This window comes from Acetobacter sacchari (assembly GCF_017377715.1).
Classification (GTDB): domain Bacteria; phylum Pseudomonadota; class Alphaproteobacteria; order Acetobacterales; family Acetobacteraceae; genus Acetobacter; species Acetobacter sacchari.
In genome coordinates this window covers 33,002-55,180 of the sequence record NZ_JAFVMF010000003.1, presented here as the reverse complement: position 1 = coordinate 55,180, position 22,179 = coordinate 33,002, and the positions used below count along the sequence as shown (strand labels likewise).

The following is a 22,179-nucleotide window of genomic DNA, read 5'->3' as shown; positions in this document are numbered from 1 at the left end:
GCATTGCCGACTGTCGCACATCCAATGATGGCAAAGCCGTTGCTCTAACTACTCGTCTCCGCGTTCACCGTTCTCGGACAGACCGAGTGCAGGCGGCAGGCCGCGCGTGCCCTTAACAAGCAAAACATTAGTCGAGGCGCCGACGAGGCTCAAGAAGTATTACAAAAACAGCGTCAATACGTGTGCGTCATCAAATACCTTCCCAAAGCCAGACCTTCCGCGTTTTTAGAAGCACCATTCACAACTGAATTTTATGCGGGCCGCTTGCGCCGAGGCGAGTCCGATCTTCTGCCGCGTTTCGCGCCCGTCGGCACATAGCCGCCTTTCTCGCTGTTCGTTTTTACGCGCGGCGAGGGACGCGGCTGGGCCTGCATTTCCGCCGCGAGCGCCAGCGCTTCGGACAGCCGCTTGTTCTCGACCACGGCGCCCTGATCCACACGCTGGTCCTTGTCGAAGCTGCGATAGGGCAGGGATGCGCCCTGATGGCGTATTTCCAGAGGCCCGCCGTCAAAATCGTAGATCTCCACGTATTTGCCGACCAGCCCTTCGGTGAGCGCGTTGCGCTCGAGGATCAGCAGGCGGCGTTTCCACGACACGCTGAGCTGGCGCCCGACATAGCGCATCTCGCGGCGGCACAGGATGTCGCGCAGAATCGACGACGCCACGCCCAGCGGCCGATGCGCGTCCTCGGGGCGGGCCGGCGGAACAGAGAACTTCGCGTTGTACCGCTCGACAAACCCAGGCAGGAACGCGTTGGCCTGGTCCATCGTCGTCAGGCCCTCGAGCGCCAGCTCCTTGACCAGACGGTCCTGCAGCGTCCGGTTGGCCCGTTCCACACGCCCCTTGGCCTGCGAGCTGTTGGCGCACATCATCTCGACATTCAGTTCCGCCAGGGCCCGGCCAAACTGCGTGACGCCCTGACCGCCGGTCGCATCCGCTCTGGCCACCCGAAAGATGGAATGCCGGTCCGAATAGAACGCCGTCGGCCGTCCATAGGCGTTCAGATACATCTCCAGCGCCTCGAAATAGCTGTCCGTGCTCTCGCTGGGAACAAACCGCAGGGTCATCAGCCGGCTGGTGGCGTCGTCGACGAACACCAGCAACGTGCAGGACGGGCGATCGGGGCCAAACCAGCGATGTTCCGACCCGTCGATCTGCACCAGTTCGCCCAGCCGTTCACGGCGGATCCGGCTCTGGTGAAAGCTTTTGCGCTGCGAACGCGTCAGCCAAAGCCCGTCAGCGTGCATCCAGCCGCGCAGCGTCTCACGCGGAACGACAAGCCCGTGGCGCTCCTGCAGAGTCTCGGACGCAAGCGTCGGCCCGTAGGAGGGATAATGCACGCGCAGCAGCGCCAGCACCTGGGCGCGAAGACTCTCCGGCCTGCGGTGGTTCGACGGACGTCCGCGTCCGCCATGCGCGAGGCCGCCGGCGCCGCGATCGCGCAGGCGTTCCAGAAGGCGACGCGTCTGGCGCGTCGTTATCCCCAGAAGATCCGCCGCCGACGCGGTCGTGCGGGATCCGCACAGCACCTCGGCCAGCACGCCAACCCGGCGCAGGTCTCGATCGTCCATCAGCACCAGTCCCATGTCCGGCCTCCCAAACCGCACAACCGTGGCGATGACACGCTAACGCCAGAACCGGCAGGGAGGACATTTCTATTCGGCTCAAAGCGGACATTTTAATCCGGCGCTAACACCCTGCATGCCGGATCGGGAGAGGGTGATAAATAAATGGAACCGATCAGTTTCTATTGTTTCCATTTATTTTGGCAAAACATGATCGTATCGTGAGTGCAACAGCGGGGAAGAAAACAACTGCTCCCGCCGAACCTGACCTCGAAAAGAGACGCCCTCATGAACGCCATCATCTCCCGCGACGCCCTTCTTCTCGCCGCCCGCCTCGCACTCTCTCTCCTGTTCATCATCATGGGCTGGGGCAAACTGTCGGATTATTCCGGCGCAGTCGCCTACATGGCGCAGACCGGCGCGCCTGTTCCAGCGGTCGCAGCGATCGTCGCGATACTGGCCGAGCTTGGGATCGGGCTGGCGCTCGTTCTGGGCGTACTGGTCAGCCCTCTCGCCATTGCGCTTGCCCTCTACACGGTAGTGACCGGCTTCATCGGCCATCATTTCTGGACCATGGACGGAGCGATTCGCTACGACATGATGATCCACTTCTACAAGAACATCAGCATCGCGGGCGGCCTTGTCGCTCTGGCCGTCGCGGGTCCGGGACGCTTCGCCCTCCGCCTGCCCATGCCCGCCCTGGCGACGCGCTGAGCGATCGACATCCACCGAGGCGAGCCTGACTACGTGACGTCAGCTCGCCGTGGCTCACTCTATCGTGGTTTGTGAGTAAACTGATCCGAGCCTGATCGGAACAGACCGAAGCGCGCCACCGGCGCGCTTGAGGCACGTTTTTGGAAATAGTTCTGGAGGCGCCGCCATTTGACCGCACGACGCCCCGCGCATTTCAGCCAGCGCGCTTATTCTCTGCGACGTAGCGGTTGGACGGGAAAGGCAGCCCAAGATTCTCGCGAAACGTGTCATGCTCATATTCGACGCGCAGCAGACCGCGTTGCTGAAGCACCGGGACCACGAGATCGACGAATCGCTCGAGCTGACCGGGCAACGCCTCGAAGATAACGAACCCGTCCGCCCCCTCGTTCTCGAACCAGCGCTGAAGCGCATCCGCAACTTTTTCCGGTGACCCGACGAAGTCGCCGCGTGGCGTACTGAGTTCTCGCGCGATCTGACGGACCGTCAGATTTCCCGCCCGCACCCGCTCCAGAATACGCTGCGACGCACTCTGGTTGCTGTCCTGGCCAATACGCGCGACATCTGGAAAGGGGCCATCGAGATCGTATTGACGGAAATCATGATCGTTAAATGCGCGGGAGAGAAAGCCAAGTCCCGTATCGATCGAGGTCAGCTCGGATAATTCCTGATAATACGCCTCAGCCTCCTCATCGGTACGTCCGACGATCGGAGCAGCGCCCGGGAGGATGAACGGAGCGCCGTCGGGGCGGCCCAGGCGCTCGGCACGCGCTTTCAGATCACGATAATAAGTCTGGGCCTCTTCAAGGTTCTGCGGTCCACAGAAGACAACCTCTGCGTGGCGCGCCGCGAAATCTTTTCCATCCTCGGAAGCGCCTGCCTGAAAGATCACCGGCTGACCTTGCGGCGAACGTCCGATGTTCAGCGGCCCCCTCACCTGAAAGTAGGGACCGACGTGATCCAGACGATGCAGCTTTGCCGCATCGACAAAGACGCCGCCCTGCTTGTCGCCAACCAGCGCGTCGTCCTCCCAGCTATCCCACAGGCCCTGCACGACGGAAAGATGCTCGGCGGCGATACGATACCGTTCATGATGCGCCGGATGAGCCGCCTTGCCGAAGTTCGCCGCCGTATCGCTCAACCATGACGTCACGACGTTCCACCCTGCGCGACCGCCGCTGATATGATCCAGCGACGCGAACTGGCGCGCGACATTGAATGGCTCTGTGTAGCTGACGCTCAACGTGCCGACGAGGCCAATATGCTCTGTCACTGCGGCGAGCGCCGAAAGGATGGTCAGCGGCTCGAAACGATACAGATAGTGGGGACTGGATTTCTCATTAATCGATAGAGAATCAGCGACGAACAGAAAGTCAAATCTCCCTCTTTCCGCTTGTTGCGCCTGCGCCCGATAGAATGAGAGGCTGGTGCTCGCGCGGACATCCCTGTCGGGATGTCGCCAATCATCCCATGTGCGCCCAACGCCATGAAGGATGAGACCCAGCTTAATCTTGCGTTCTTGCGGCATCTTGGTGGCTCCGTCCTGTCAAGCTGCGTCGAGGGCGCTGGAGGGAGCCTTGCGCTGCGTTGTCCACCGGTTCTCCGGGATCGGTAGACCCAGATGGCCGCGCAGCGTGTCCGCATCGTATTCGGTTCGAAAGAGACCGCGCTGCTGCAGGATGGGAACTACCCGCGTGCGAAAAAGATGAAAATCACGCGGCGAAGTCACACGTATGTTGAAACCGTCCGCCGCTTCATTGAGGAACCAGTTCTCGATCTGTCGGGCGACGGTTTCCGGAGAGCCCACGAACCCGAAGCGGGAGGCGCCATAACGCTCTGCGGCTTCGCGCAAGGACAGGCCGCCAGCCTTCACCCCACGAAGGATCCGTTCCGCTCGTCCTTTATAGCTGTTCAGCGTCAGGTTGCTGACGTCCGGGAATGGTCCGTCGAGCGGATATTGGCTGAAATCATGATAATTGAAGGCCCGGCCCAACTCGACGAGTTTCTTTTCGATGCTCTGGTGTTCGTTGCGGCTCTCCCCGAGGGCGAGCGCTTCCTCATCCGTCTCGGCGAGGATCGGCGCTATACCGGGCATTACGGTGATCGACGCAGGGTCCCTGCCCAATGCGACCGCCCGGGACTTCAGATCACGGTAATAGGCCTGAGCGGACTCCAGATCGTCCACCCCGGCGAACGTGGCGTCGGCTATCTCCGCCCCAAGCCGTCTCCCGGCGTCGCTGTCCCCTGCCTGAAAAATTACCGGCTGGCCCTGAGGCGAGCGGGCGAGCGCCAGAGGCCCATCGACGGAGAAGAATTCGCCCCTGTGATTCAGTGCATGTTGCTTCGATTTATCGAGAAATACGCCTGTGCTCTTGTCACGGGGAAAAGCGTCGTCCTCGTAGCTGTCCCACAACCCCTGCACGACGTCGACGAATTCGCGCGCGCGCCGATAACGAACCGCATGATCCAGATGGGCCTGCTGGTTGTAATTGCGCGCGGCGCCTTCCAGACCGGTCGTCACCACGTTCCAGCCTGCGCGCCCATGACTGATCTGATCGAGAGAACCGAACAGACGCGCTACGTTATACGGCTCCCAGTACGTCGTGGTCAGCGTGCCGACCAGCCCGATCCGGGACGTCGAAACCGCCAGCGCCGACAGCAGCGTCAACGGTTCAAGACGGTTCAGGAAATGCGGCGCGGTGTTCGGAGTAATGAACGGGCTGTCGACTATGAAAACCAGGTCGAATTTCGCCGCCTCGGCCAGCCGGGCGTTTTCGATATACCAACCGATGTCTACGCTTGCATCGCCCGGAAGATCCGGGTCACGCCATTGGGTAAAATCCGTTCCCGCCCCTGCAAGGATAGCTCCAAGCTTGAGCTGTCGCCGGGTTGTCGCGGCCATCGTCGTCTCCCGTTTCTGGACAGAACCGGAGGGTGACAAGTTCGACGCTTTGGGAAAAACGAGAAATATTCAACACAGCGATATGGCGACGCAAACCAGCTTCTCCTGCCGCCACCGACGCTCTCAGTCGCGCAAGCCTCCCGTCGCGACCACACGCCGTGCGTCCAGAGTTCCCTGAAAATGCGCCAAGGCAATCGCACCGTGCCCGAAGCGCGTGCGGTAAACGCCGTCGCGGAGACGAGCGATCAGGGGGCTATCCGATAAAAGGAACCCCGCCGCTCAGCTAAAAATACATGCAAGGCGACATTGCGAAGTTTCACCCGTAAGCCGACGCGTGTGACTGGAGCTTCAGGAGACACGGGCGTGACTGCACACTGAGAGACCGTATTCGTGCAATAGCAGAAGGATTTTGGATGGAAGTTTTACCCGTTAGCGGTATCCGCAAGCAGAATTACAGCATCCTGCGTCGCAAGGACAACCGTTTCCTCCTGCCCGTCGATCCTTGCGGCGTCTCCAGCGGCAAGAAACTCCCGTCCCAGCGAAGCCGCGCCTTTCGCGACGATCATGTACAGGGTGCGGCCAGGGGTTGTCCGATAGAGAGCGCCCTCCCCGGCACGCAACGTCGCGCGCAGGAGACGGGATCTGGACCGCAACGTCACAGGGGAGCCGTCGATGACAGCCTCCGCTCCTTCGGGATCATCTTCTGGAAAACCGGATGCGATAATACGAAAACTTCCCTCTTCGGCCTCAGGAAAATCCGGACGCGTCTCCTGCGACGGCTCTCCGCCTTCGTTATCGGCAAGAAACCAGAATTGAAGGCACGACGCTCCGACCGGCCCGGCGCGCCAGCCGAACGACTGACACCCGCTTGCGGTGCTGATCGCGTGGAGCCCCCCGGTCGTGATCGTCTCGGATGGAAACAGTCCAGACGTCGCGCTCAGCGCGCCGTCGGCCACCCATGTCACGATATCTACATTCTGCTCCGCTCCGAGGCGGAACTGCGCTCCCGATGCGATACGCATGGCGTTGACGACGCGCAGGCGGCCATCATGGACATATGCGGCATCCTGAAAGGAGCCGAACGCAAAATGACAACGGAGATCGACTCCTGCCTCCTGGATTGTCCCAAGCATATCGACGCGGCGGATCGTGATCATGTTTGTCGAATCTCCGCTCAGCCGTTAGACGTCGCGGGGCGCGACGCGACGGGATAGGTCGCCTCCCAACCTCCGCCGAGCGCGCGGTAAAGCCGCGTCACGGAGCGAGACACCTCCGTGGTGGCGTCGACCAACTGTCCCTGAGAAGCAAGAAGCGCGTTTTGCATGGTCAGCACGTTGAGAAAGTCGGACGAACCCGATTTGTACTGAGCCTGCGCAGTCTCCACCGCGATCTGATTTTCGTGAACGGCCTCCTGCAACCGATCGCGCTCGGACTGCGAGGCCGACAGATCGGCCATTGCGTCGTCGACTTCCTGCCAGGCCTTGAGCACAGTCCGCTGCAGGAAGATCGCCGCCTCCTTCTGCTGCGCCTTGCGCAGATGCAATTGCCCGGTCAGACGCCCCCCCTCGAACAACGGCAAGGTCGCGGTGGGGCCGAAACCATACTGGCGGGAGGCCCATGACCCGAGGCCGCTGAACTGCAGCGCCTGAATGTCGAGGCTGCCTGACAGGGTGATGCGCGGGAAGAAATCCGCCACCGCGACGCCAACGGAAGCGGTCGTTGCGTGCAGACGATCCTCTGCCGCGCGGATATCTGGCCGCCGTTCGGCAAGCTGAGACGGCAGGCCGACCGGCACACTCGCAGGCACAGGCGGAATCGCCGACGGCTTGCCCAGACGGGCGTTCAGAGCGCCCGGCGCCTGCGCGACGAGGAAGCTCAGCGCGTTCAGAAGATGCACCTCCTCCCTCTCCAAAGGACCGCGTTGGGCTTCGAAGGTGTGAAGCTGCCCGGTCGAATCCGCAACGTCGAGACGCGTGGCCGCGCCCTGCTCGAAACGAAGCGTCGTCAGACGCACGCTGTCACGCGCAATCTGAATGTTGTGGTCGAGAATGCCGATGCGCGCCTGCACGCCCCGTAGGTCGATATAATCCTGCGCGGTCTCGGCCATCAGCGACACGAGCAGATCGCGGCGCATGTCTTCCGTCGCATGCACCGCCGCCGTAGCCGCTTCGACCTGTCGACGGACATGCCCCCAGAGATCGACTTCCCACGATGCGCTCATCCCGTACTGCGGCAGGTTGAACGACGGGTTGCCGACGCTGCCCGGCAGCGCGGTCGGACCGAACCCCTGCTGGCCGCTGGCGATCGACCCCGCCTGCTCCCGCTCCATGGTCCCGAGCAGACCAAGGATGCCGTTTGTGCTGGCCCGCTCACGAGCGTAAGAGGCGTTTGCCTCCATATGAGGCATCTGCGCAGCGCTGGCGATCTTGCGTTCAGCGTTACTCTCCATCAGGCGCAGGGACGCGGCCTGAAGATCGAGATTCGCGGCCGTGACGTCGTTCTCCAGCGCCGTCAGCGTCGGATCGTTGAACAGGCGCCACCATTGCGGGTCGGCCATTGTCTCGACAGGGCGACTTTCCGAAGGCGGCAGACTCTGGCGCCAGTTCGCTGCGCTCCTGATCTCGGGCTTGTGGTAATCCGGCCCCACCGTGCATGCGGTCAGCGCTCCAAGGCAGAGCGTCGCCGCCAGCGTCGGGCGGAGTTGGCGTTTGCGACCTTCGGCAGCGTCCGGCCTGTTTGCACTGAGCATGTCAGCGCCAGACATAGCGGGCGTCGTCAGCATGAGGACCGGATAGGCGGGAACCTGTGTCGATGCTGACTTCCACCGACATGCCCACTCTAACCCTGGAAGCAAGAGGCTGCCCCGGATCGAAGGTCAGCTTCACCGGGACGCGCTGCACCACCTTGGTGAAGTTGCCGGTTGCGTTGTCCGGCTGGATCGGCGCAAACGCGACGCCGGTCGCAGGCGCTACAGAGTCCACATGCGCTTTCAGCGATCGCCCCGGGAATGTGTCCACACGGACAGTGGCGGCCTGCCCGGTCTGCACTTTGGTCAGTTGCGTTTCCTGAAAATTGGCGAGCACGTAGGCGGCCTGCGTCGGCACGATAGCGAGAATCGCCGTGCCGGGATGCACATAAGCGCCCACACGAACGCCACGTTCGCCAACGACGCCGGAGACTGGCGCCGGGATCGTGCAGTAGGACAGGTTCAGTTCGGCCTGCTTTTCGTCGGCCTGCGCCTGCATGACCTGTCCCTGCGCCTCAACCAGTCGCGCTTTAAGGACATCGACCTGACGGATAGCGGCGTCCGTCGCGGCCTGATCCCGCGCAATGGCGGCCTCCGCTTCCTTGTCTTTCGCCTCGCTGGACTGCTTCTGCTCGATGGTGCCTGCGCCGCCAGAAGACAGGGTGCGATACCGCTGCATGTTTTGTTGAGCGAACAGTTGGTCGGCCCGATCCGCCTCCACGGCCGCACGAGTTCCGGCGATGACAGAATCCTGCCGCGTCAGCTCCGCCTCAAGATTTCGCGCAGCGCCCTGTGCGGCAAGAAGACGGCCCTTTGCGGCGTCGAGAGCGGCTCGGTAATCGTCGTCTTCGATATGGGCGAGTTCTTCGCCCGCGCGTACGGCTTCGTTATCTTCGGCCAGAACGCGGTCGATACGCCCCGACACCTTGGGCGCGACTGCCGTGAAATCGGCAGTGACATACGCGTCGTTGGTGTATTGATTCACGCCGTCGCCCAAAACGAGCCGACTGCCGCCCCAAGCCGCGATCGCGAGCACGGCTGCGGCGCAGCCAGCGTAAAGCAGTGGTTTTCTGTAAATCATTATATTCAGATCCGCGAAATTCAGTGAGCGGGAGCCGTCGCCGCCGGAGCGCGAGGCGGATAGACACGACGAGGCAGGAGGACGTTCAGGACCGCATAGCCGAGACAGACCCAGATCAGGCCGAAATAGATATCGGCAAGCCCGAGAACGACAGATTGCTCGTGGACGTATGTGTGGAAGACTTCGAGGGCGTTGTGCGCGACATGGCCCGCATCGGGCGACGTGCCGGCCAACTGTTGCTGGATCGGGTCGCCCAACCCCTGAAGCGTCGTTCCGTTGGCGCCGTGGTGGTCGAGCAACATCACGGAATGATACTGCTCGCGACGGCGGGTCACGGCGGCGAAGATGGCGAAAGCTACAGCATTCGCCAGTCCTTTAAGCATGTTGACCATGCCGGAGATGAAGGGACCGTCCGCAGGACCTAGCGCAAGCGTCGCCAGCATCAGCGTCGGGATGACCGTCATCGGCTGTCCGAACACCTGCAGGATCTGGATGACGTAGAAATTGTCGCGAACCCAGTCAGACGTCAGCCATGTGCCGAACCACGCCGCCGCCGCCAGACACGCCATTCCCCCCGCCAACACATAACGGCAATCAACACGGCGGCTGTTGCAGATGGCGGCGATCAACGGAAGCATGATGAGTTGCGGCAACGCCACCACGAGAGCGACCGGGGCCGTCTGGATCGGACGATAACCGCGGATCTCTTCCAGGTATGTCGCCGGAAGTTCAGACAGCAACCCGCAGATCGCGAGAATACCGACCAGAGAAATCAGCGACGCCTGAATGTTGCGTGAGCGCCAGTATTGAATCTTGAAATACGGGCTCGGGTGGAACGCCTCGTTGATAAGGAAGACGACGAACGCCGCTCCTCCCCAGAACGCAAGATGCGTAATGGTCGCCGAACGGAACCAGTCCAGGCGGTCCCCCTGATAAAGGACAATCACCAGCGAACAGATAGCGGGCAAACCGACCATCAGACCGAACCAGTTGAATTTCTCGAACCGCTCCATATGCAATGGATCGCGCGGAAGGCCGTAAGCAATCATCGCAACCGCCAACGCAGCAAGTGGAATAATCTCCCAGTACAACCAATGCCACCCGACATGTTCGAACCAGAACGCTTCCAGCGGCAGGCCGAGATTCGGGCCAAAGGTCGCGCTCATCGCGTACCCGCCAATGCCGAAAACGCGAATTTCTGGCGGTAGATATTTGAGCATGACGGTCATCAGCACAGGCGGCAGACACCCTGCGGCCATGCCCTGAAACGCGCGCAGCACGCACAGCGACGTCACATCCGGCATGAACGGCGCCGGAATGGCGAGCAGCGCCATCAACGCCGTCATGAAAATCGAGAACCGGTAGATCGAGAACGTCATGTAGAACCACGGCGTGAACGCCATGGCCGCGATATTGAACGCCTCGTAGATCGTGATCAGCCAAGTGCCGTCGTCGTGGCCGATATGCATCGCCCCGAGAATGTCGGCGAGACCATTCTCCGTCACATGTTCGTTGAAGCCCGCGACATGCACAGCCAGCAGCATCCCGACGCATCCAATGATCGTCCGGACCCCGAAAGGCGGAATGTACGATGGCACGGGCGGCGACGCATGAATGACCGGCGCCGCCGACGGGACGACGGGCGGCGGGGATGCCGACGCCCCATCGGGCGAGGCTGGGTGGCTGGCTTCGCCGCCATGTATGTCGCGAGCTTCCGAAATCATGGCCCGCATCATCAACGCAATCGAATGCGGAAAAACCTCCATTCCGATTAAGTCTGGATTTCACTTTTCGGAATGGTTTTCGGTGGCCTGTGACTCATCTGGAAGAGTAGTATGGGCGGATGCGAGGATATGACCTTGATCTGCTGCGTTTTCTGCAAATTCTGATCGAAGAGGAAAGCGTCTCCGGCGCAGCCCGAAGAATGCATGTGAGCGAGCCGGCGATGAGCCGCCACCTGTCCAAGCTTCGCGGAGTGTTCGGCGACCCGATCCTTGTTCCGTCCGGGCGCCAGTTGACCGCATCCGCCTTCGCCCTGGGCATTCTCGACCGTGTTCAGGAGGTGGTGCGAGCGGCGGACGGTCTGATCGAGACGCGCGCCCTGTCCAACCTGCGCAACATGACGCCGAAATTCACCATCCGCGCCAATGACGTCGTCACTGCGGCGGTGGCGCTGCCCTTGCTGCGCAAGCTTCGGGAAGAATGTCCGAATTGCGAACTGGTCTTCGCGCCGGAAATTGACGAGCCGCCCAGCGAGGCGCTGCGCAACGAAGGCATTGACCTCTACCTCGGCGCCACGGACATGCTGAGTCCGGAAATCAGGCGGCAGACCATCTTTTACGACCGGATGCGCGCACTGGTCCGACAGAACCACCCTATTTTCGACGAGGGCATAACGCCACAGAGCCTGACTCGTTACGACCACATCAGTGTATCGCGGCGAGGCCGGGCTCACGGGCCTCTCGACTGGGCGCTACGTGATCATTTCGGCCTGACCCGACGCGTCGTTTTGGTTGTCCCAAACTACAAGGCGATGATCGACAGCATGTGCGACACGGATTTCATCCTGCTGCTTCCGGGCATGGCGCTGGATCGCGTTCCGCTTACTGCGCTGGGCCTTCGAGTCTTCGACTTTCCCTTCGTTCTGTCGAAGGTGGAGGCGTTTCAGGCTTGGCATCCCCGGCGCGACAATGATCCGGTGCATCAGTGGCTTAGGGAGAGCCTGTTCGGCGTATGCCGCAAGCTGGTTATCGGACGGACTTGAACAAGGAGTAGCAGTTCTTGTCTGTGCTCTTTTCAAAATCTTTGCGACGAGAACGTCTAGTCTCAGATGGGTGAGCCAAGCAGGGTGGGGTATCGCGCGTGCACATTGCTGCGCAACCATTTGAATGCAGTTCCAGACGCAATGTGCGTCCAATACATCTCATGCCGACCCCGGACATAGTCCCTCGCGCCACATTTGATCGCGCTTGGAACATTTCTATCTCGAATTCTCTGTCAAAGCCTGCATCGCGTCTGACCGAGCTCAGCCGACGACGCCTTCCCTACTGTCCCGAGTTCGTGACCACAGCATACCTGCCGGCAAGGATCGACCTCCGTCTTGAGGTCTCCTTGCAACGAAAGAGAGCGTCGCCATCGACTTTCATAGTTACTCGCGCTCGGACCGAAGGTCCGATTCAGATGGCTCCGATCTACTCAGGACGCCGCCAGAGAGCGGCGGCGAAGTGGCATGGTCATGCAATGCACGCTGCCTCCGCCTTGCGAGAACTGGTTCAACTCCGGATCGACCACCGTCAACCCTTCCGCACGCAGCATCTCATTCACGCGTTTGGAATGACGCGGACTTACGACGCGTTCGCGCCCCAAGGCCAGCACATTGCAGCCCATGTCACGCATGACTTCCTTGTACGTGACTGGCAGAAGCCGTATCCCCTGCGCACGGAACCAGTCCAGATCCTCGTCAGCCAGAACATCGACTGCGCACAGGGCCAGATTTTCCGCCACCATGGCGAAAATCACGTCGAGATGCAGGAAGTGCTTTGGAAAACGTATGACGCGGGTCGTCCACCCGGCTTCCTCGAACCACCCGAGAAATTCGGCCGCTCCTGCTTCGTCGGTACGGCATCCGGTGACGCCAACGACAACAAGACCCGGCCGGATGATATGGATGTCACCACCTTCAATGTGCCCTTTGGCGCATGAGCGCCAGACCGCGTCGTCACCATAGAAGCTGCGGATCTCCGCCTCCTCGCCGACACGCTCATCACGCATCAGCTTCGTGACGACGGTGCCGAATGGCGTGGTCTGCGAACTGTCGCGCGTATAGACCTGATAAGGCATGCCCTGCCGCGGCGTAAGAAAATGGCAGGTGACGTCATTCGCGCCCAACGCATGCACCAGTTCGTCGAACTGCCCTTGCAACGCCTGCCGATCAAGGCGACCGTTCCGCTCCAGCGTCTCGATCGCAATGTCGTTGCTCGGAATCCAGGAGTAATAATCCGGCCGACAGAGCAGCACGTCCGACAGATCGCCTGTCTCGCTGTCGATGAACCATTTGTTCGCCGTCACCCGGTTCGTCCTCCCGTAAGATCTGTGGAATCACTTGTGTCTCGTTGGTCGACGCTATCACGGATCGCCGGGACGTCTCGCCTTCTTTCTGCTTAATTTCACTTTTGCAAATACAAAACCATTCGGCAAAATATCCAATTTCAAACACAATTTTGGAAATAAAATACTTTTCTCTTGACGGAACGTCTTGCAATTTGATTGGATTGTGAAACGATCAACCAACGCAACAACGGACAGGTTATTGCCCCGCAGTCAGGCCGTCAGATCCCGTCGACCGACGCCCCGCCACCCCTCAAGCGGTTTTGCTGGCCGGGTCGCCGAAGTGGATCTACGGCTCCTGCGCGTATTCGCGAGCGTCGCCGCGCATGGAGGCTTCGCCGCAGCCGAAGTGGCGCTGGGTAAAAGTAAATCGGCAGTCAGCATCGACATCTCCTCTTTGGAAAAGCGGTTGAATCTGGTGCTGTGCCAGCGTGGTCGCAGCGGTTTCGCACTCACCCCCGCCGGCGCCATCGTGCTGGACGCAACGCAGAAGCTATTCGCCGATCTGGACGCCTTTCAGAAACGCGTGAACGACGCCAGCGGCACGCTCACCGGTCGTTTCAGTCTTTATCTACCGGACACCATCCAGATTCACAGCGACACGGCGTTGCTCCCCGCCATCGAACGTTTCGCGACGCGCTACGCCGCCGTCCATCTGGACGTGCATTCCGCCTCGCCCCGCGAGGTCGAATTCGCCGTACGCAGCGGCGCCGCGACGGCGGGTATCACACTCTACCCACAACAGCGTCCCGAAATGCAGACGACCGCGCTCTTCCAGGAGGCCTCGTTCCTTTACTGCGGACGAGGTCATCCGTTCTTTTCCGCTACCGACGGCGCAATTACCCGGGCAATGCTGGCTTCCGCACGCATGATCGCGGTGTCTGAAGCGGCCTCGTCCCCTCGCTGGGACGATCTGCGCAATGAAATGAATTACTCCGCCACGGCGGAAAATATCGATTCCCGCGCGCTTCTGATTCTCTCGGGCGTCTATATCGGCTTCCTCCCCGAACTTTTCGCCGCCCCTATGGAAGCTGAAGGACGCCTGCGGCGGATTCCGTTCGACGGACTCTTGGTGACCCACGGGTTTTATCTTCTGACCCGGCCGTCTCCGGAGACACAGGTCATGATCGACGCATTCCGCGCGATTCTCGACGAGGTACGCCCTTGAGACGCACAGGCCTGCTGGGCGTCCTCATCGCCGGGCTCGTGACAATGCTCGCCACGATCTCCGCCCGGGCCGAGGCGCCTCCTTCGTTCGCCGCCAATGGAACGCTGACGGCCTGCACCAACCCGACCCTGCCGCCGATGACCTTCGTGAACGGCGCGGAGGCCAGTGCGCTGGCTGGCTTCGACATCGACCTGGTCCGTGAGATCGCTGGCGTCTGGAATCTGCGGCCGGACATCGTGCAGATGGATTTTGAAGGGATGTTTCCCAGCCTCTCCGCCGGACGCTGCGGCATGGTCATAAGCGGCGTCATGCGACAGGCGACGCGGGAGCGGAATTTCGACGCGATCCCTTATTACGAGTCCGCGATGGTCGTCATCGCCCGCACGGGAACGCCGAAGATATCGTCCTTTTCCGAGCTTTCCGGACAGACAGTCGCCATTGAAACCGGGACAAGCTATGGTCGGCTGATCGAAATCGAGAACGCCGCTCTAGCGGCGCGCGGAAAGCCGCCCATCCGGGTGCAGCTTTATCCGAGCGAGGATCAGGTCATCCAGCAGGTTCTGCTCGGCCGTGCGCACGCCGCGATGAGCCAGGACGTGGAGGTGCTTTACCGCAGGCGGCAACTCGGCGGCAAAGTAACCACGATTTTCAAGCCGGATATTCCTGACTTCCATGATTTCGCGATCTATATTCGCAAGGATTCCGTGGACAAGGCGCGTCTGGAGCAAGCCGTAGACGAGCTGCGTCGGCGCGGGACGCTGACTGCGCTCGCGCACAAATGGAATATCGACGACACGTTGGAGGAGGCCGCTCCGACGCGCGGAGCTCCGTCCCGCTTCGACGTTCAGACGTTCCTTTCGGCCCTGGTCTCCCGCGCTTTTTTCAAGGGCGCATCGATGACGCTGATCATGGCGCTGCTGTCGCACGTGACGGCGATCGCGATCTCTATCCCCATCGCTCTGGCGCTCAACGGGCGCCGCTCGCTGATCCAACCGGTACTGAGCGCCTATGTCGCAGTCTTCCGGGGGGCTCCGACGCTGCTCCAGCTCCTCTTCATCTGGAACGCATTGCCGCAGTTCCTTCCGATCTTCAGGGAGAGCTGGTTCACGCCGTTCCTCGCCGCGTGGATTTCGCTTTCTATCAACGAATCCGCCTATCAGGTCGAGATCAACCGCGCCGCTCTGCGCGCCGTCGATCGTGGGCAGTCACTCGCCGCCGAAGCGCTGGGCATGAAGAAATCCCATGTCTACTGGCATATCGTCTTTCCACAGGCGCTTCGGATCGCACTGCCGCCGACCATCAATGATTTCATCAGCCTGCTGAAGACGACCTCCCTCGCCTCTGTCATATCTCTGCAGGAACTTCTTGCGGTGACGCAGATTCAGGTGGCCCGCACGTTTCAGTTCACGGAGTATTACTCCGCAGCTCTCGTGTGGTACCTCGGGATCGTTTTTTTCTTCCTTTATGTGCAAAAGCGAATTGAACGCCGCTTCACATGGGCCGATCGGGACAAGGCTGCGGCCCATGACGCTTAATCGCCTTCCTGACCCGGGAAAACGGCTCTCCATCCGCGATCTCAGCAAGCTCTACAATGAATTTGTGGCGCTGGACCACATAAACCTCGACATCGAGCAAGGTGAGAAGATCGTGGTTTTGGGTCCGTCGGGCTCCGGAAAATCGACTTTCATCCGTTGCCTCAACAGGATCGAGCCGCATAACAGCGGCGTTCTGATGATCGACGGAAAAATCATCGACCAGAAAACAGACCTTACCGAACTCCGTGGACGGGTCGGTATGGTTTTCCAGAATTACAACCTTTTCCCTCACCTTACCGTGCTCGAGAACTGCGCCGTCGCCCCGCGTCTGGTCCGCAGCATTCCGCGCGGGCAGGCCGAAGATACGGCCCGCCGCATTCTGGCGCAGGTCGGAATCGCCGAACAGGCGTCGAAATACCCAATTCAGTTGTCCGGTGGACAGCAGCAACGCGTGGCGATCGCACGCGCGCTGTGCATGGACCCCGAGATCATTCTGTTCGACGAACCTACGGCGGCGCTCGACCCGGAAGCGATCTCCGGCGTGGTGTTGATCATCAACGATCTTGCCGCGCAGGGAATCACGACCGTCTGCGTTACGCACGAGATGGGGTTCGCACGTCGGATCGCTGACCGGATCGTCTTCATGGACAAGGGACGCGTGCAGGAGATCACCCCGCCAGAAGAATTCTTCACCGCGCCCCGCAGCGCCCGCGCCCGCGCCTTTCTGAACGAGATGATCCGCTTCTGAAGCCCTGCGAGCGTCGCCTCTCCGAGCCGTCCTGATCATGCGGACGGAAGGCGATGGCGTCTTTTGATCGTCCGTCACAAACCATCATAGCGGGCGACAATGATCTTCGAACAGACACATCAAACTGCGAGCCCTGAACGCAGGATCATGCGAAAATGTCGCCGCCGCGGGCTGCGTGACGCGCTGATGGCCCGCGGCGTCCTGACGTGACCGTCTTCCGCCGGAGGGCGCAGGAAATATGGGATCCTCCGCTCGTGACAGCCAACCAGAACGAAGAAAGTTATACGCTATCAAAAGTGATCTTTCGAATATTTATAACGAATGCGAAAGATACTTGTTTTGTATTTGCAACATAAGATGAGCCCGAAAAATCGGGAGCCATAACAAGGAGCGCGCAGTGGCGGTTCACTCTGTTTCTCGCGGAAACACGCGTCCGGTCTCGCTTCGCCGGATGGCTCTGGCGGCGCTCTTTCTGTCGGGCGTCAGCCCGGCTGCCGTCGCCGCCACGGTTCCCAAGAAATCCGTTGCCGACGCTACGAAAACCCACGCCTCGCCTCACAGCGACCCGGAAGCGATCACCGTAACCAGCTCGCTGGCGCGTCGCTTTCGCACCGCGGCCAACACCGTCAACGTGCTGAGCGGGCGGCAGATCGAACAGCTCCACATCGTCAGTCCCAAGGAAATAGCCGCGTTCGTTCCGGGCGTCACCGCCGTCAACGCCACGTCCGGCACGACGCCGATCTTTTCAATCCGAGGCATCGGACTTGACGATTATATCGGCACGAACATGGGAGGAATCGGCATCTATCAGGACGGCGTGTTCGCGCCCTATCCTGTTTTTTACAATGGCCAGATGTTCGACGTGCAGAACGTGAGCGTCGAGAAAGGCCCGCAGGGATTCGAATACGGACGCAGCACGACCGGCGGATCCATCAATGTGGAATCCATCAAGCCATCCGATCATTTCGGTGGATATCTTGAATGGGGCTACAGCAGCTACAACACGAACACGGCGCGCGGCGCCATCAACACGCCGATCACCGACCACATCTTCAACCGGTTCTCGTTCAGCTACATCAAGGGCGACGGATGGCAGCATGACATCAAGACCGGTTCCCTGTACGGCGCACAGGATATTCTCGGCCTGCGCAATCTGACGCGGTTCGATATCGATGACCGCTCGTCGCTCATGCTGAACATCCACTATACGCGCGACAAGGGCACGCCGGCCTCGCCGCAGAACGTGACTGGCGATGCAGTCAACGGCCTGCCCAACGGAACGATCGGCCTTGGACCCAACCCCGCCGCCAACGCCGTCAACGTGGGCGACACTCCTGTGCGGCGTAATGAAAATGGCGGTGGCGTCGGCCTTAACTATACGCGGCAGTTCGACTTCGGCACATTCACTTCCGCAACCGGAATCGATTTCTACCGCCGCGACGATTACGACAACTATGACGGCGAGGCAGTCCATATCGGCGACTACCGCTGGAACGACACCTACATCGCACAGTCGCACGATATGCACATGCGTATGAATCTGGCCCACAGGCTCGACCTGACTGTCGGCGTGTATGAATCCTTCGACAAGATCAATGGAGCCTACACCAGCTTCCGTTCCTTCCTGCTCGACACCCCGAACGGCAATCTTACCGATCACTTTGTGCAGCAGAATCTGTCCACCGGGCTTTACGTCAACACCGTCACCCATATCGTCAAGGGGCTGGATTTTATCGCAGCGGGCCGTCTGTCTTATGATGAACGCGGCTTCCACGGCGGCACAGTGGACGATGGCGGCGCATTGACAGGGACGCCCGGCGCGAGCCTGACCCACCGTAACTCCACGTATGACTACGAGCGTCTGACCGGAAAGGTTGGCCTGCGCTATACGATCATGCCGGGAACGATCGTCTATGGCTCGATTTCCAACGGTTACAAGCCCGGCGCATATTTCGCGGCGCCTGTCAGCGCCGCCAGCGCGCTGGACTATGTGCGTCCCGAAAATCTGATCGCCTACGAGATCGGCGCCAAGACCAGCCTGCTTCACGACAGGATTCAGCTGGAAGGGGCGTTGTTCGATTACGAGTATCACAACCGGCAGACCCTGTTCGTGGCCGAGATGCCGGGAGGGATCACATCACTGAGTCTTGGACCTATCTCACGCTCCCGCACCCGTGGCGGCGAATTGTCCGGCACGCTGCACAATCTCGTACCCAATCTCGATCTGCACGGCTCTTTCGCCTACCTTGATGGTCAGGTTACCTCTCCAGTCACCAACATCTCTGGCCTGCCTCTGCTAACCAACGTCTCCGCGCACTCTTCCCTGCCGTTTGCTCCACGTTTCTCATGGAGCGCCTATGCTCGTTACGGCATCGACGTGTCGGCGAAATACCGCGTGACGCTGCAGGTCAGCTACACCTGGAAAGACAAGATGCTGGTGGCGCTCGGTGATCCTAACGGCGTCACCGACAAGATCAGCTCCATGGGAATGCGCATGGAAGTCGGTCCGAAAACCGGCAGATGGACCGCCGCGGTCTATGTCGACAACATGCTCAACAAGCATGGCGTCAACTACGATTTTACCGGCAGCGACAACAGTCGGGCTCAGTATATCCAGACGCCCCGCTGGGTCGGTTTCGATCTGCGTTACAATTTCTAAAACCGTATCTCCGTGCTTCGTTGATCGATACGGACTCAACCCCTGTCCTTCGCGAACGTCATTCTACAATTGGACGCGGCAGTCCGATCAGACGAAGCGTCAAGGTGTCTTCATCCCGCGCCAATCGACGGGAAACGTGAGACGCCGTTTTCTTGCAAGTTTTCATTTTCCAGACATTGTTGTTTCGTTGTTTCGTTGTTTTGAACTCTGATCCCGTAAGGAAATCATGCGGCTTGACCTGTTCCGGACGCTCTGGGGAGACTGGCGTGGATGGCGAGACATCCTTCCCGAAACTCACGCTGCCGGTTTCACGGGCGTAGAGGCGCGAGCTCCGGAAACATCTACCGAAGCAAGCGAGAAAGCACAGATTCTTTCAGACAGCGGAATGCAGTATATTGCCATCGCCTTGACCGGCGGCGGCGTGATTCCCAGCCAGTCCGCGACATTCGACGATCATCTTGACGATCTGCTCGCCGCGCTGGACCGCGTCGCGCCAATGCGCCCGCTGTTCGTTAACGTGCTGGGCGGCAATGATCGGTGGAATGCCGGGCTTCAGGCGGATTTTATCAACAAGGCCCACGAAATCGGCCTCGAGCGGGGCGTTCGGTGCGTTTTCGAGACGCATCGCTCGCGCATTCTTGCCTCGCCGTGGATCACGCTGGACGTCCTGCCGCGTTGTCCCGACGCGTTATTTACCGCTGACATCAGTCATTGGGTCGTCGTCTGCGAACGGCTTCTTGACGACCCCACAGACGATCTTTCCCTGTTCGTGGAACGCGTGCACCATATTCAGGCCCGGATCGGTTACGCGCAGGGGCCTCAGGTCCCGCACCCCGCCGCTCCGGAATATGGGAAAGAACGGACATTTCATCAGAGCTTCTGGGAATCCGTATGGCTCTCCCAGAGTCGGCGAGGTTACGAGACCACGACGATGACGCCTGAGTTTGGACCGGACGGCTATCTGCACACCCTTCCCTTCACGGACGCGCCAGTCGCAAACCTGTGGGAACTCAATCGCTGGATGGCGGACGAGGAGCGTCGCCATTTCAACCACTGGAATATGGAAAGGCGCTGGCCATGAAGAAGACAAACGTCCGGACTGCGATCCGGAGCGTCACCATGCCGCCCCTTCTCGCAGCCCTTGTCGCGAGCGCCCACGCCGCAGCGGCGCCCTCTCCCGAAACAGCGTTTGTCAACGGCTATGTCTACACAGTGGACGCAACAGGTAGCGTCGCCGAAGGCGTCTCGGTTCGGGACGGAAAGATCATTACTGTCGGAAACAACGCGACGGTTCGCGCCAGCGTAGGTCCGCATGCCAAAGTCATAGACCTGCATGGCCGGATGCTTATGCCGGGGCTGGTGGACGGGCACATGCACCCGCTCGACGGCGGACTTCTGCTGCTCTTCTGCTCCCTGCAATATCGTGCGCTGACGGAGGCTGAACTGGTCACGCGCGTCACGGCCTGTCGCAACGATCCATCGATACCGCGGCCCGGCGGATGGCTCATCGTTAACGCGTGGTTTCAGGAAGCCATGCTACCCAAGGGAACGGTCCTGACCCGCGCCACGCTCGACAGGATCGACCCGGTGCATCCGATCGTCCTCCATTCTTCCTTCGGTCATTCCGCGCTCTTGAACACCGCCGCGCTGAAAGCGGCCGGGATCGACGCCACGACCAAGACTCCGGAAGGCGGGGAGATCCATCATGACGCCTCCGGCCAACCGACCGGCCTGCTCGAAGACAGCGCCATGGACTATGTGGTCAAGGCCGAACCACCGCCGGACGAAGCCGCCTACCTTCAAGCCGCTCAGGCGGCGCTTGCCGCCCTGCGAGCGCAGGGCGTCACAAGCTTTCTAGACGCAATGGCTCGGGAACAGGATTTCCACGCATTTACGGCCGCTCAGAAGAAGGGCGTCCTCACTGCACGCGCGCATCTCGCACCCCTGATCACTCCCACTATGGGGCCAGACGCAAAAGGGGCGACCGATTACGCGATCCGCATGCGGCGATTGTACGATCAGGGACCGATCGTACAATCGCCGAGCGTCACCATCCGAAACGTCAAGTTGTTCATGGACGGAGTGATTTCCGCGCCGGCGCTGACCGGAATCGTCTCGGAGCCCTACCGCGTCAACAAGGGCACGGCGGCGCGACCGGACTGGGAGCCCGGAACGTCGTTCGGTCCAACCCCTTATTTTCCGCCCGCAGTGCTGACGCCACTGCTTGAGGAACTGGTCAAGGCTGGCTTCGATCCGCATATGCACGCGGATGGCGACGGAGCAGTCCATATCGCGCTCAACGCCGTCGAGCAGGTCCGATCTGCGTTGCCGGGCTCTGATTTCCGGCCGGCTCTGGCGCATGACGAAATGGTCATCGCATCGGACCTCCCCCGTTTCGCGCAGCTTGAGGCGATTCCGGTCCTGTCCTTCCAGTGGGAGAAACGCGCTCCCGATACGACCGGCGCCACAGAAGACGCGCTTGGCCCGATCCGCGTCGCCGCGATGGAGCCTGCGTACGCGCTGGAGAAAGCAGGCGCCCGCATCGCGTATGGCTCCGATTGGCCGGTCGACCCGCTCAATGAGTGGTTCGCTCTGAAAGTTGGCGTCACTCGCGAAAACGATCCGGAAGCCGGGGCGCAATATCGTGGCCCGCTTGGCTCGCAGCCTCCTCTCTCGCGCGCGTCCGCGCTGCGTGCGATCACTATGAACTCTTCATACGAATTGCGGCAGGAGAATATGACCGGCTCGATCGAACCTGGAAAACTCGCCGACCTGATCGTCCTTGATCGTAACGTCATGACGATTCCAGCTCAGGAGATTTCCCACACGAAGGTGCTGCTGACGATGGTCGGCGGCGATATCGTCTGGAGCACCGGGGAGGTCGCGCCGGTCACGCACGGTCCCGAGCTGCGCACGGGTGGAAGAGGTTCCGGAGCGTTATAAATTCTCCCGCGGCG

The 22,179-nt window shown here is 60.6% G+C and carries 16 protein-coding genes; 8 read left to right on the top strand and 8 right to left on the bottom strand.

What is annotated here, in order from left to right; genetic code table 11:
* Positions 1 to 251: 251 nt before the first annotated feature.
* Complete coding sequence (locus tag J2D73_RS03195) at positions 252 to 1,586, bottom strand: ISNCY family transposase (protein ID WP_207879324.1); 1,335 nt, start codon at positions 1,584 to 1,586, stop codon at positions 252 to 254.
* 267 nt (positions 1,587 to 1,853) lie between these two features.
* Between J2D73_RS03195 and J2D73_RS03190 the strand changes: the two genes are divergently transcribed.
* Positions 1,854 to 2,279 carry a DoxX family protein gene (locus J2D73_RS03190; RefSeq protein ID WP_207879323.1) on the top strand — a complete coding sequence of 142 codons (426 nt, stop codon included), beginning with the start codon at positions 1,854 to 1,856 and terminating at the stop codon, positions 2,277 to 2,279.
* A gap of 193 nt (positions 2,280 to 2,472) precedes the next feature.
* On the opposite strand, the gene J2D73_RS03185 is transcribed toward J2D73_RS03190, so the two are convergent.
* From J2D73_RS03185 to J2D73_RS03160, 6 genes are all read right to left on the bottom strand, one after another.
* A complete protein-coding gene (locus tag J2D73_RS03185; protein ID WP_207879321.1) occupies positions 2,473 to 3,804 on the bottom strand; it encodes an LLM class flavin-dependent oxidoreductase in 1,332 nt (443 codons plus the stop codon).
* Positions 3,805 to 3,822: 18 nt separating this feature from the next.
* Positions 3,823 to 5,178 carry an LLM class flavin-dependent oxidoreductase gene (locus J2D73_RS03180; protein ID WP_207879319.1) on the bottom strand — a complete coding sequence of 452 codons (1,356 nt, stop codon included), beginning with the start codon at positions 5,176 to 5,178 and terminating at the stop codon, positions 3,823 to 3,825.
* Positions 5,179 to 5,600: 422 nt separating this feature from the next.
* On the bottom strand, positions 5,601 to 6,335 hold the full coding sequence (locus J2D73_RS03175; protein ID WP_207879317.1) for a pirin family protein: 735 nt from the start codon (positions 6,333 to 6,335) through the stop codon (positions 5,601 to 5,603).
* Positions 6,336 to 6,352: 17 nt separating this feature from the next.
* Positions 6,353 to 7,927, bottom strand: a complete 1,575-nt coding sequence (locus J2D73_RS03170) for an efflux transporter outer membrane subunit (protein ID WP_207879315.1) — start codon at positions 7,925 to 7,927, stop codon at positions 6,353 to 6,355.
* A 1-nt stretch (position 7,928) separates the two neighbouring features.
* On the bottom strand, positions 7,929 to 9,005 hold the full coding sequence (locus tag J2D73_RS03165) for an HlyD family secretion protein (RefSeq protein WP_026398132.1): 1,077 nt from the start codon (positions 9,003 to 9,005) through the stop codon (positions 7,929 to 7,931).
* A gap of 20 nt (positions 9,006 to 9,025) precedes the next feature.
* Positions 9,026 to 10,729, bottom strand: coding sequence for an MFS transporter (locus tag J2D73_RS03160; RefSeq protein WP_207879313.1), 1,704 nt, complete (start codon positions 10,727 to 10,729; stop codon positions 9,026 to 9,028).
* A 119-nt stretch (positions 10,730 to 10,848) separates the two neighbouring features.
* On the opposite strand from J2D73_RS03160, the gene J2D73_RS03155 reads away from it, so the two are divergent.
* Positions 10,849 to 11,769 (top strand): LysR family transcriptional regulator, encoded by a 921-nt coding sequence (locus J2D73_RS03155; protein WP_207879311.1) that lies wholly within the window; start codon positions 10,849 to 10,851, stop codon positions 11,767 to 11,769.
* A gap of 431 nt (positions 11,770 to 12,200) precedes the next feature.
* Here the strand turns inward: J2D73_RS03155 and J2D73_RS03150 are convergent, their stop codons facing one another.
* Positions 12,201 to 13,073 carry an arginine deiminase family protein gene (locus J2D73_RS03150; protein ID WP_207879309.1) on the bottom strand — a complete coding sequence of 291 codons (873 nt, stop codon included), beginning with the start codon at positions 13,071 to 13,073 and terminating at the stop codon, positions 12,201 to 12,203.
* Between the two features lie 241 nt (positions 13,074 to 13,314).
* Between J2D73_RS03150 and J2D73_RS03145 the strand changes: the two genes are divergently transcribed.
* From J2D73_RS03145 to J2D73_RS03120, 6 genes are all read left to right on the top strand, one after another.
* On the top strand, positions 13,315 to 14,280 hold the full coding sequence (locus J2D73_RS03145; protein WP_207879307.1) for a LysR family transcriptional regulator: 966 nt from the start codon (positions 13,315 to 13,317) through the stop codon (positions 14,278 to 14,280).
* Positions 14,277 to 15,815: an ABC transporter substrate-binding protein/permease gene (locus tag J2D73_RS03140; RefSeq protein ID WP_341535010.1), complete on the top strand. Its 1,539-nt coding sequence runs from the start codon at positions 14,277 to 14,279 to the stop codon at positions 15,813 to 15,815. Before J2D73_RS03145 ends, J2D73_RS03140 begins: the two co-directional genes overlap by 4 nt.
* On the top strand, positions 15,805 to 16,563 hold the full coding sequence (locus J2D73_RS03135; RefSeq protein WP_207879305.1) for an amino acid ABC transporter ATP-binding protein: 759 nt from the start codon (positions 15,805 to 15,807) through the stop codon (positions 16,561 to 16,563). Before J2D73_RS03140 ends, J2D73_RS03135 begins: the two co-directional genes overlap by 11 nt.
* Before the next feature lie 451 nt (positions 16,564 to 17,014).
* Complete coding sequence (locus J2D73_RS03130; RefSeq protein WP_207879659.1) at positions 17,015 to 19,222, top strand: TonB-dependent receptor; 2,208 nt, start codon at positions 17,015 to 17,017, stop codon at positions 19,220 to 19,222.
* Positions 19,223 to 19,448: 226 nt separating this feature from the next.
* Entirely contained in the window at positions 19,449 to 20,303 is an 855-nt protein-coding gene (locus J2D73_RS03125) for a sugar phosphate isomerase/epimerase family protein (protein WP_207879303.1), read from the top strand.
* Positions 20,300 to 22,165 (top strand): amidohydrolase, encoded by a 1,866-nt coding sequence (locus J2D73_RS03120; protein ID WP_243429601.1) that lies wholly within the window; start codon positions 20,300 to 20,302, stop codon positions 22,163 to 22,165. Before J2D73_RS03125 ends, J2D73_RS03120 begins: the two co-directional genes overlap by 4 nt.
* Positions 22,166 to 22,179: the final 14 nt, after the last annotated feature.

Excerpts from the sequence above, each read along its gene's own strand:
- J2D73_RS03125 (WP_207879303.1), top strand. The coding sequence starts at position 19,449 with ATGCGGCTTGACCTGTTCCGGACGCTCTGGGGAGACTGGCGTGGATGG.
- J2D73_RS03155 (WP_207879311.1), top strand. The coding sequence starts at position 10,849 with ATGCGAGGATATGACCTTGATCTGCTGCGTTTTCTGCAAATTCTGATC.
- J2D73_RS03160 (WP_207879313.1), bottom strand. The coding sequence starts at position 10,729 with ATGATTTCGGAAGCTCGCGACATACATGGCGGCGAAGCCAGCCACCCA.
- J2D73_RS03185 (WP_207879321.1), bottom strand. The coding sequence starts at position 3,804 with ATGCCGCAAGAACGCAAGATTAAGCTGGGTCTCATCCTTCATGGCGTT.
- J2D73_RS03195 (WP_207879324.1), bottom strand. The coding sequence starts at position 1,586 with ATGGGACTGGTGCTGATGGACGATCGAGACCTGCGCCGGGTTGGCGTG.
- J2D73_RS03190 (WP_207879323.1), top strand. The coding sequence starts at position 1,854 with ATGAACGCCATCATCTCCCGCGACGCCCTTCTTCTCGCCGCCCGCCTC.
- J2D73_RS03135 (WP_207879305.1), top strand. The coding sequence starts at position 15,805 with ATGACGCTTAATCGCCTTCCTGACCCGGGAAAACGGCTCTCCATCCGC.
- J2D73_RS03130 (WP_207879659.1), top strand. The coding sequence starts at position 17,015 with ATGGCTCTGGCGGCGCTCTTTCTGTCGGGCGTCAGCCCGGCTGCCGTC.
- J2D73_RS03165 (WP_026398132.1), bottom strand. The coding sequence starts at position 9,005 with ATGATTTACAGAAAACCACTGCTTTACGCTGGCTGCGCCGCAGCCGTG.
- J2D73_RS03180 (WP_207879319.1), bottom strand. The coding sequence starts at position 5,178 with ATGGCCGCGACAACCCGGCGACAGCTCAAGCTTGGAGCTATCCTTGCA.
- J2D73_RS03170 (WP_207879315.1), bottom strand. The coding sequence starts at position 7,927 with ATGCTCAGTGCAAACAGGCCGGACGCTGCCGAAGGTCGCAAACGCCAA.
- J2D73_RS03120 (WP_243429601.1), top strand. The coding sequence starts at position 20,300 with ATGAAGAAGACAAACGTCCGGACTGCGATCCGGAGCGTCACCATGCCG.
- J2D73_RS03175 (WP_207879317.1), bottom strand. The coding sequence starts at position 6,335 with ATGATCACGATCCGCCGCGTCGATATGCTTGGGACAATCCAGGAGGCA.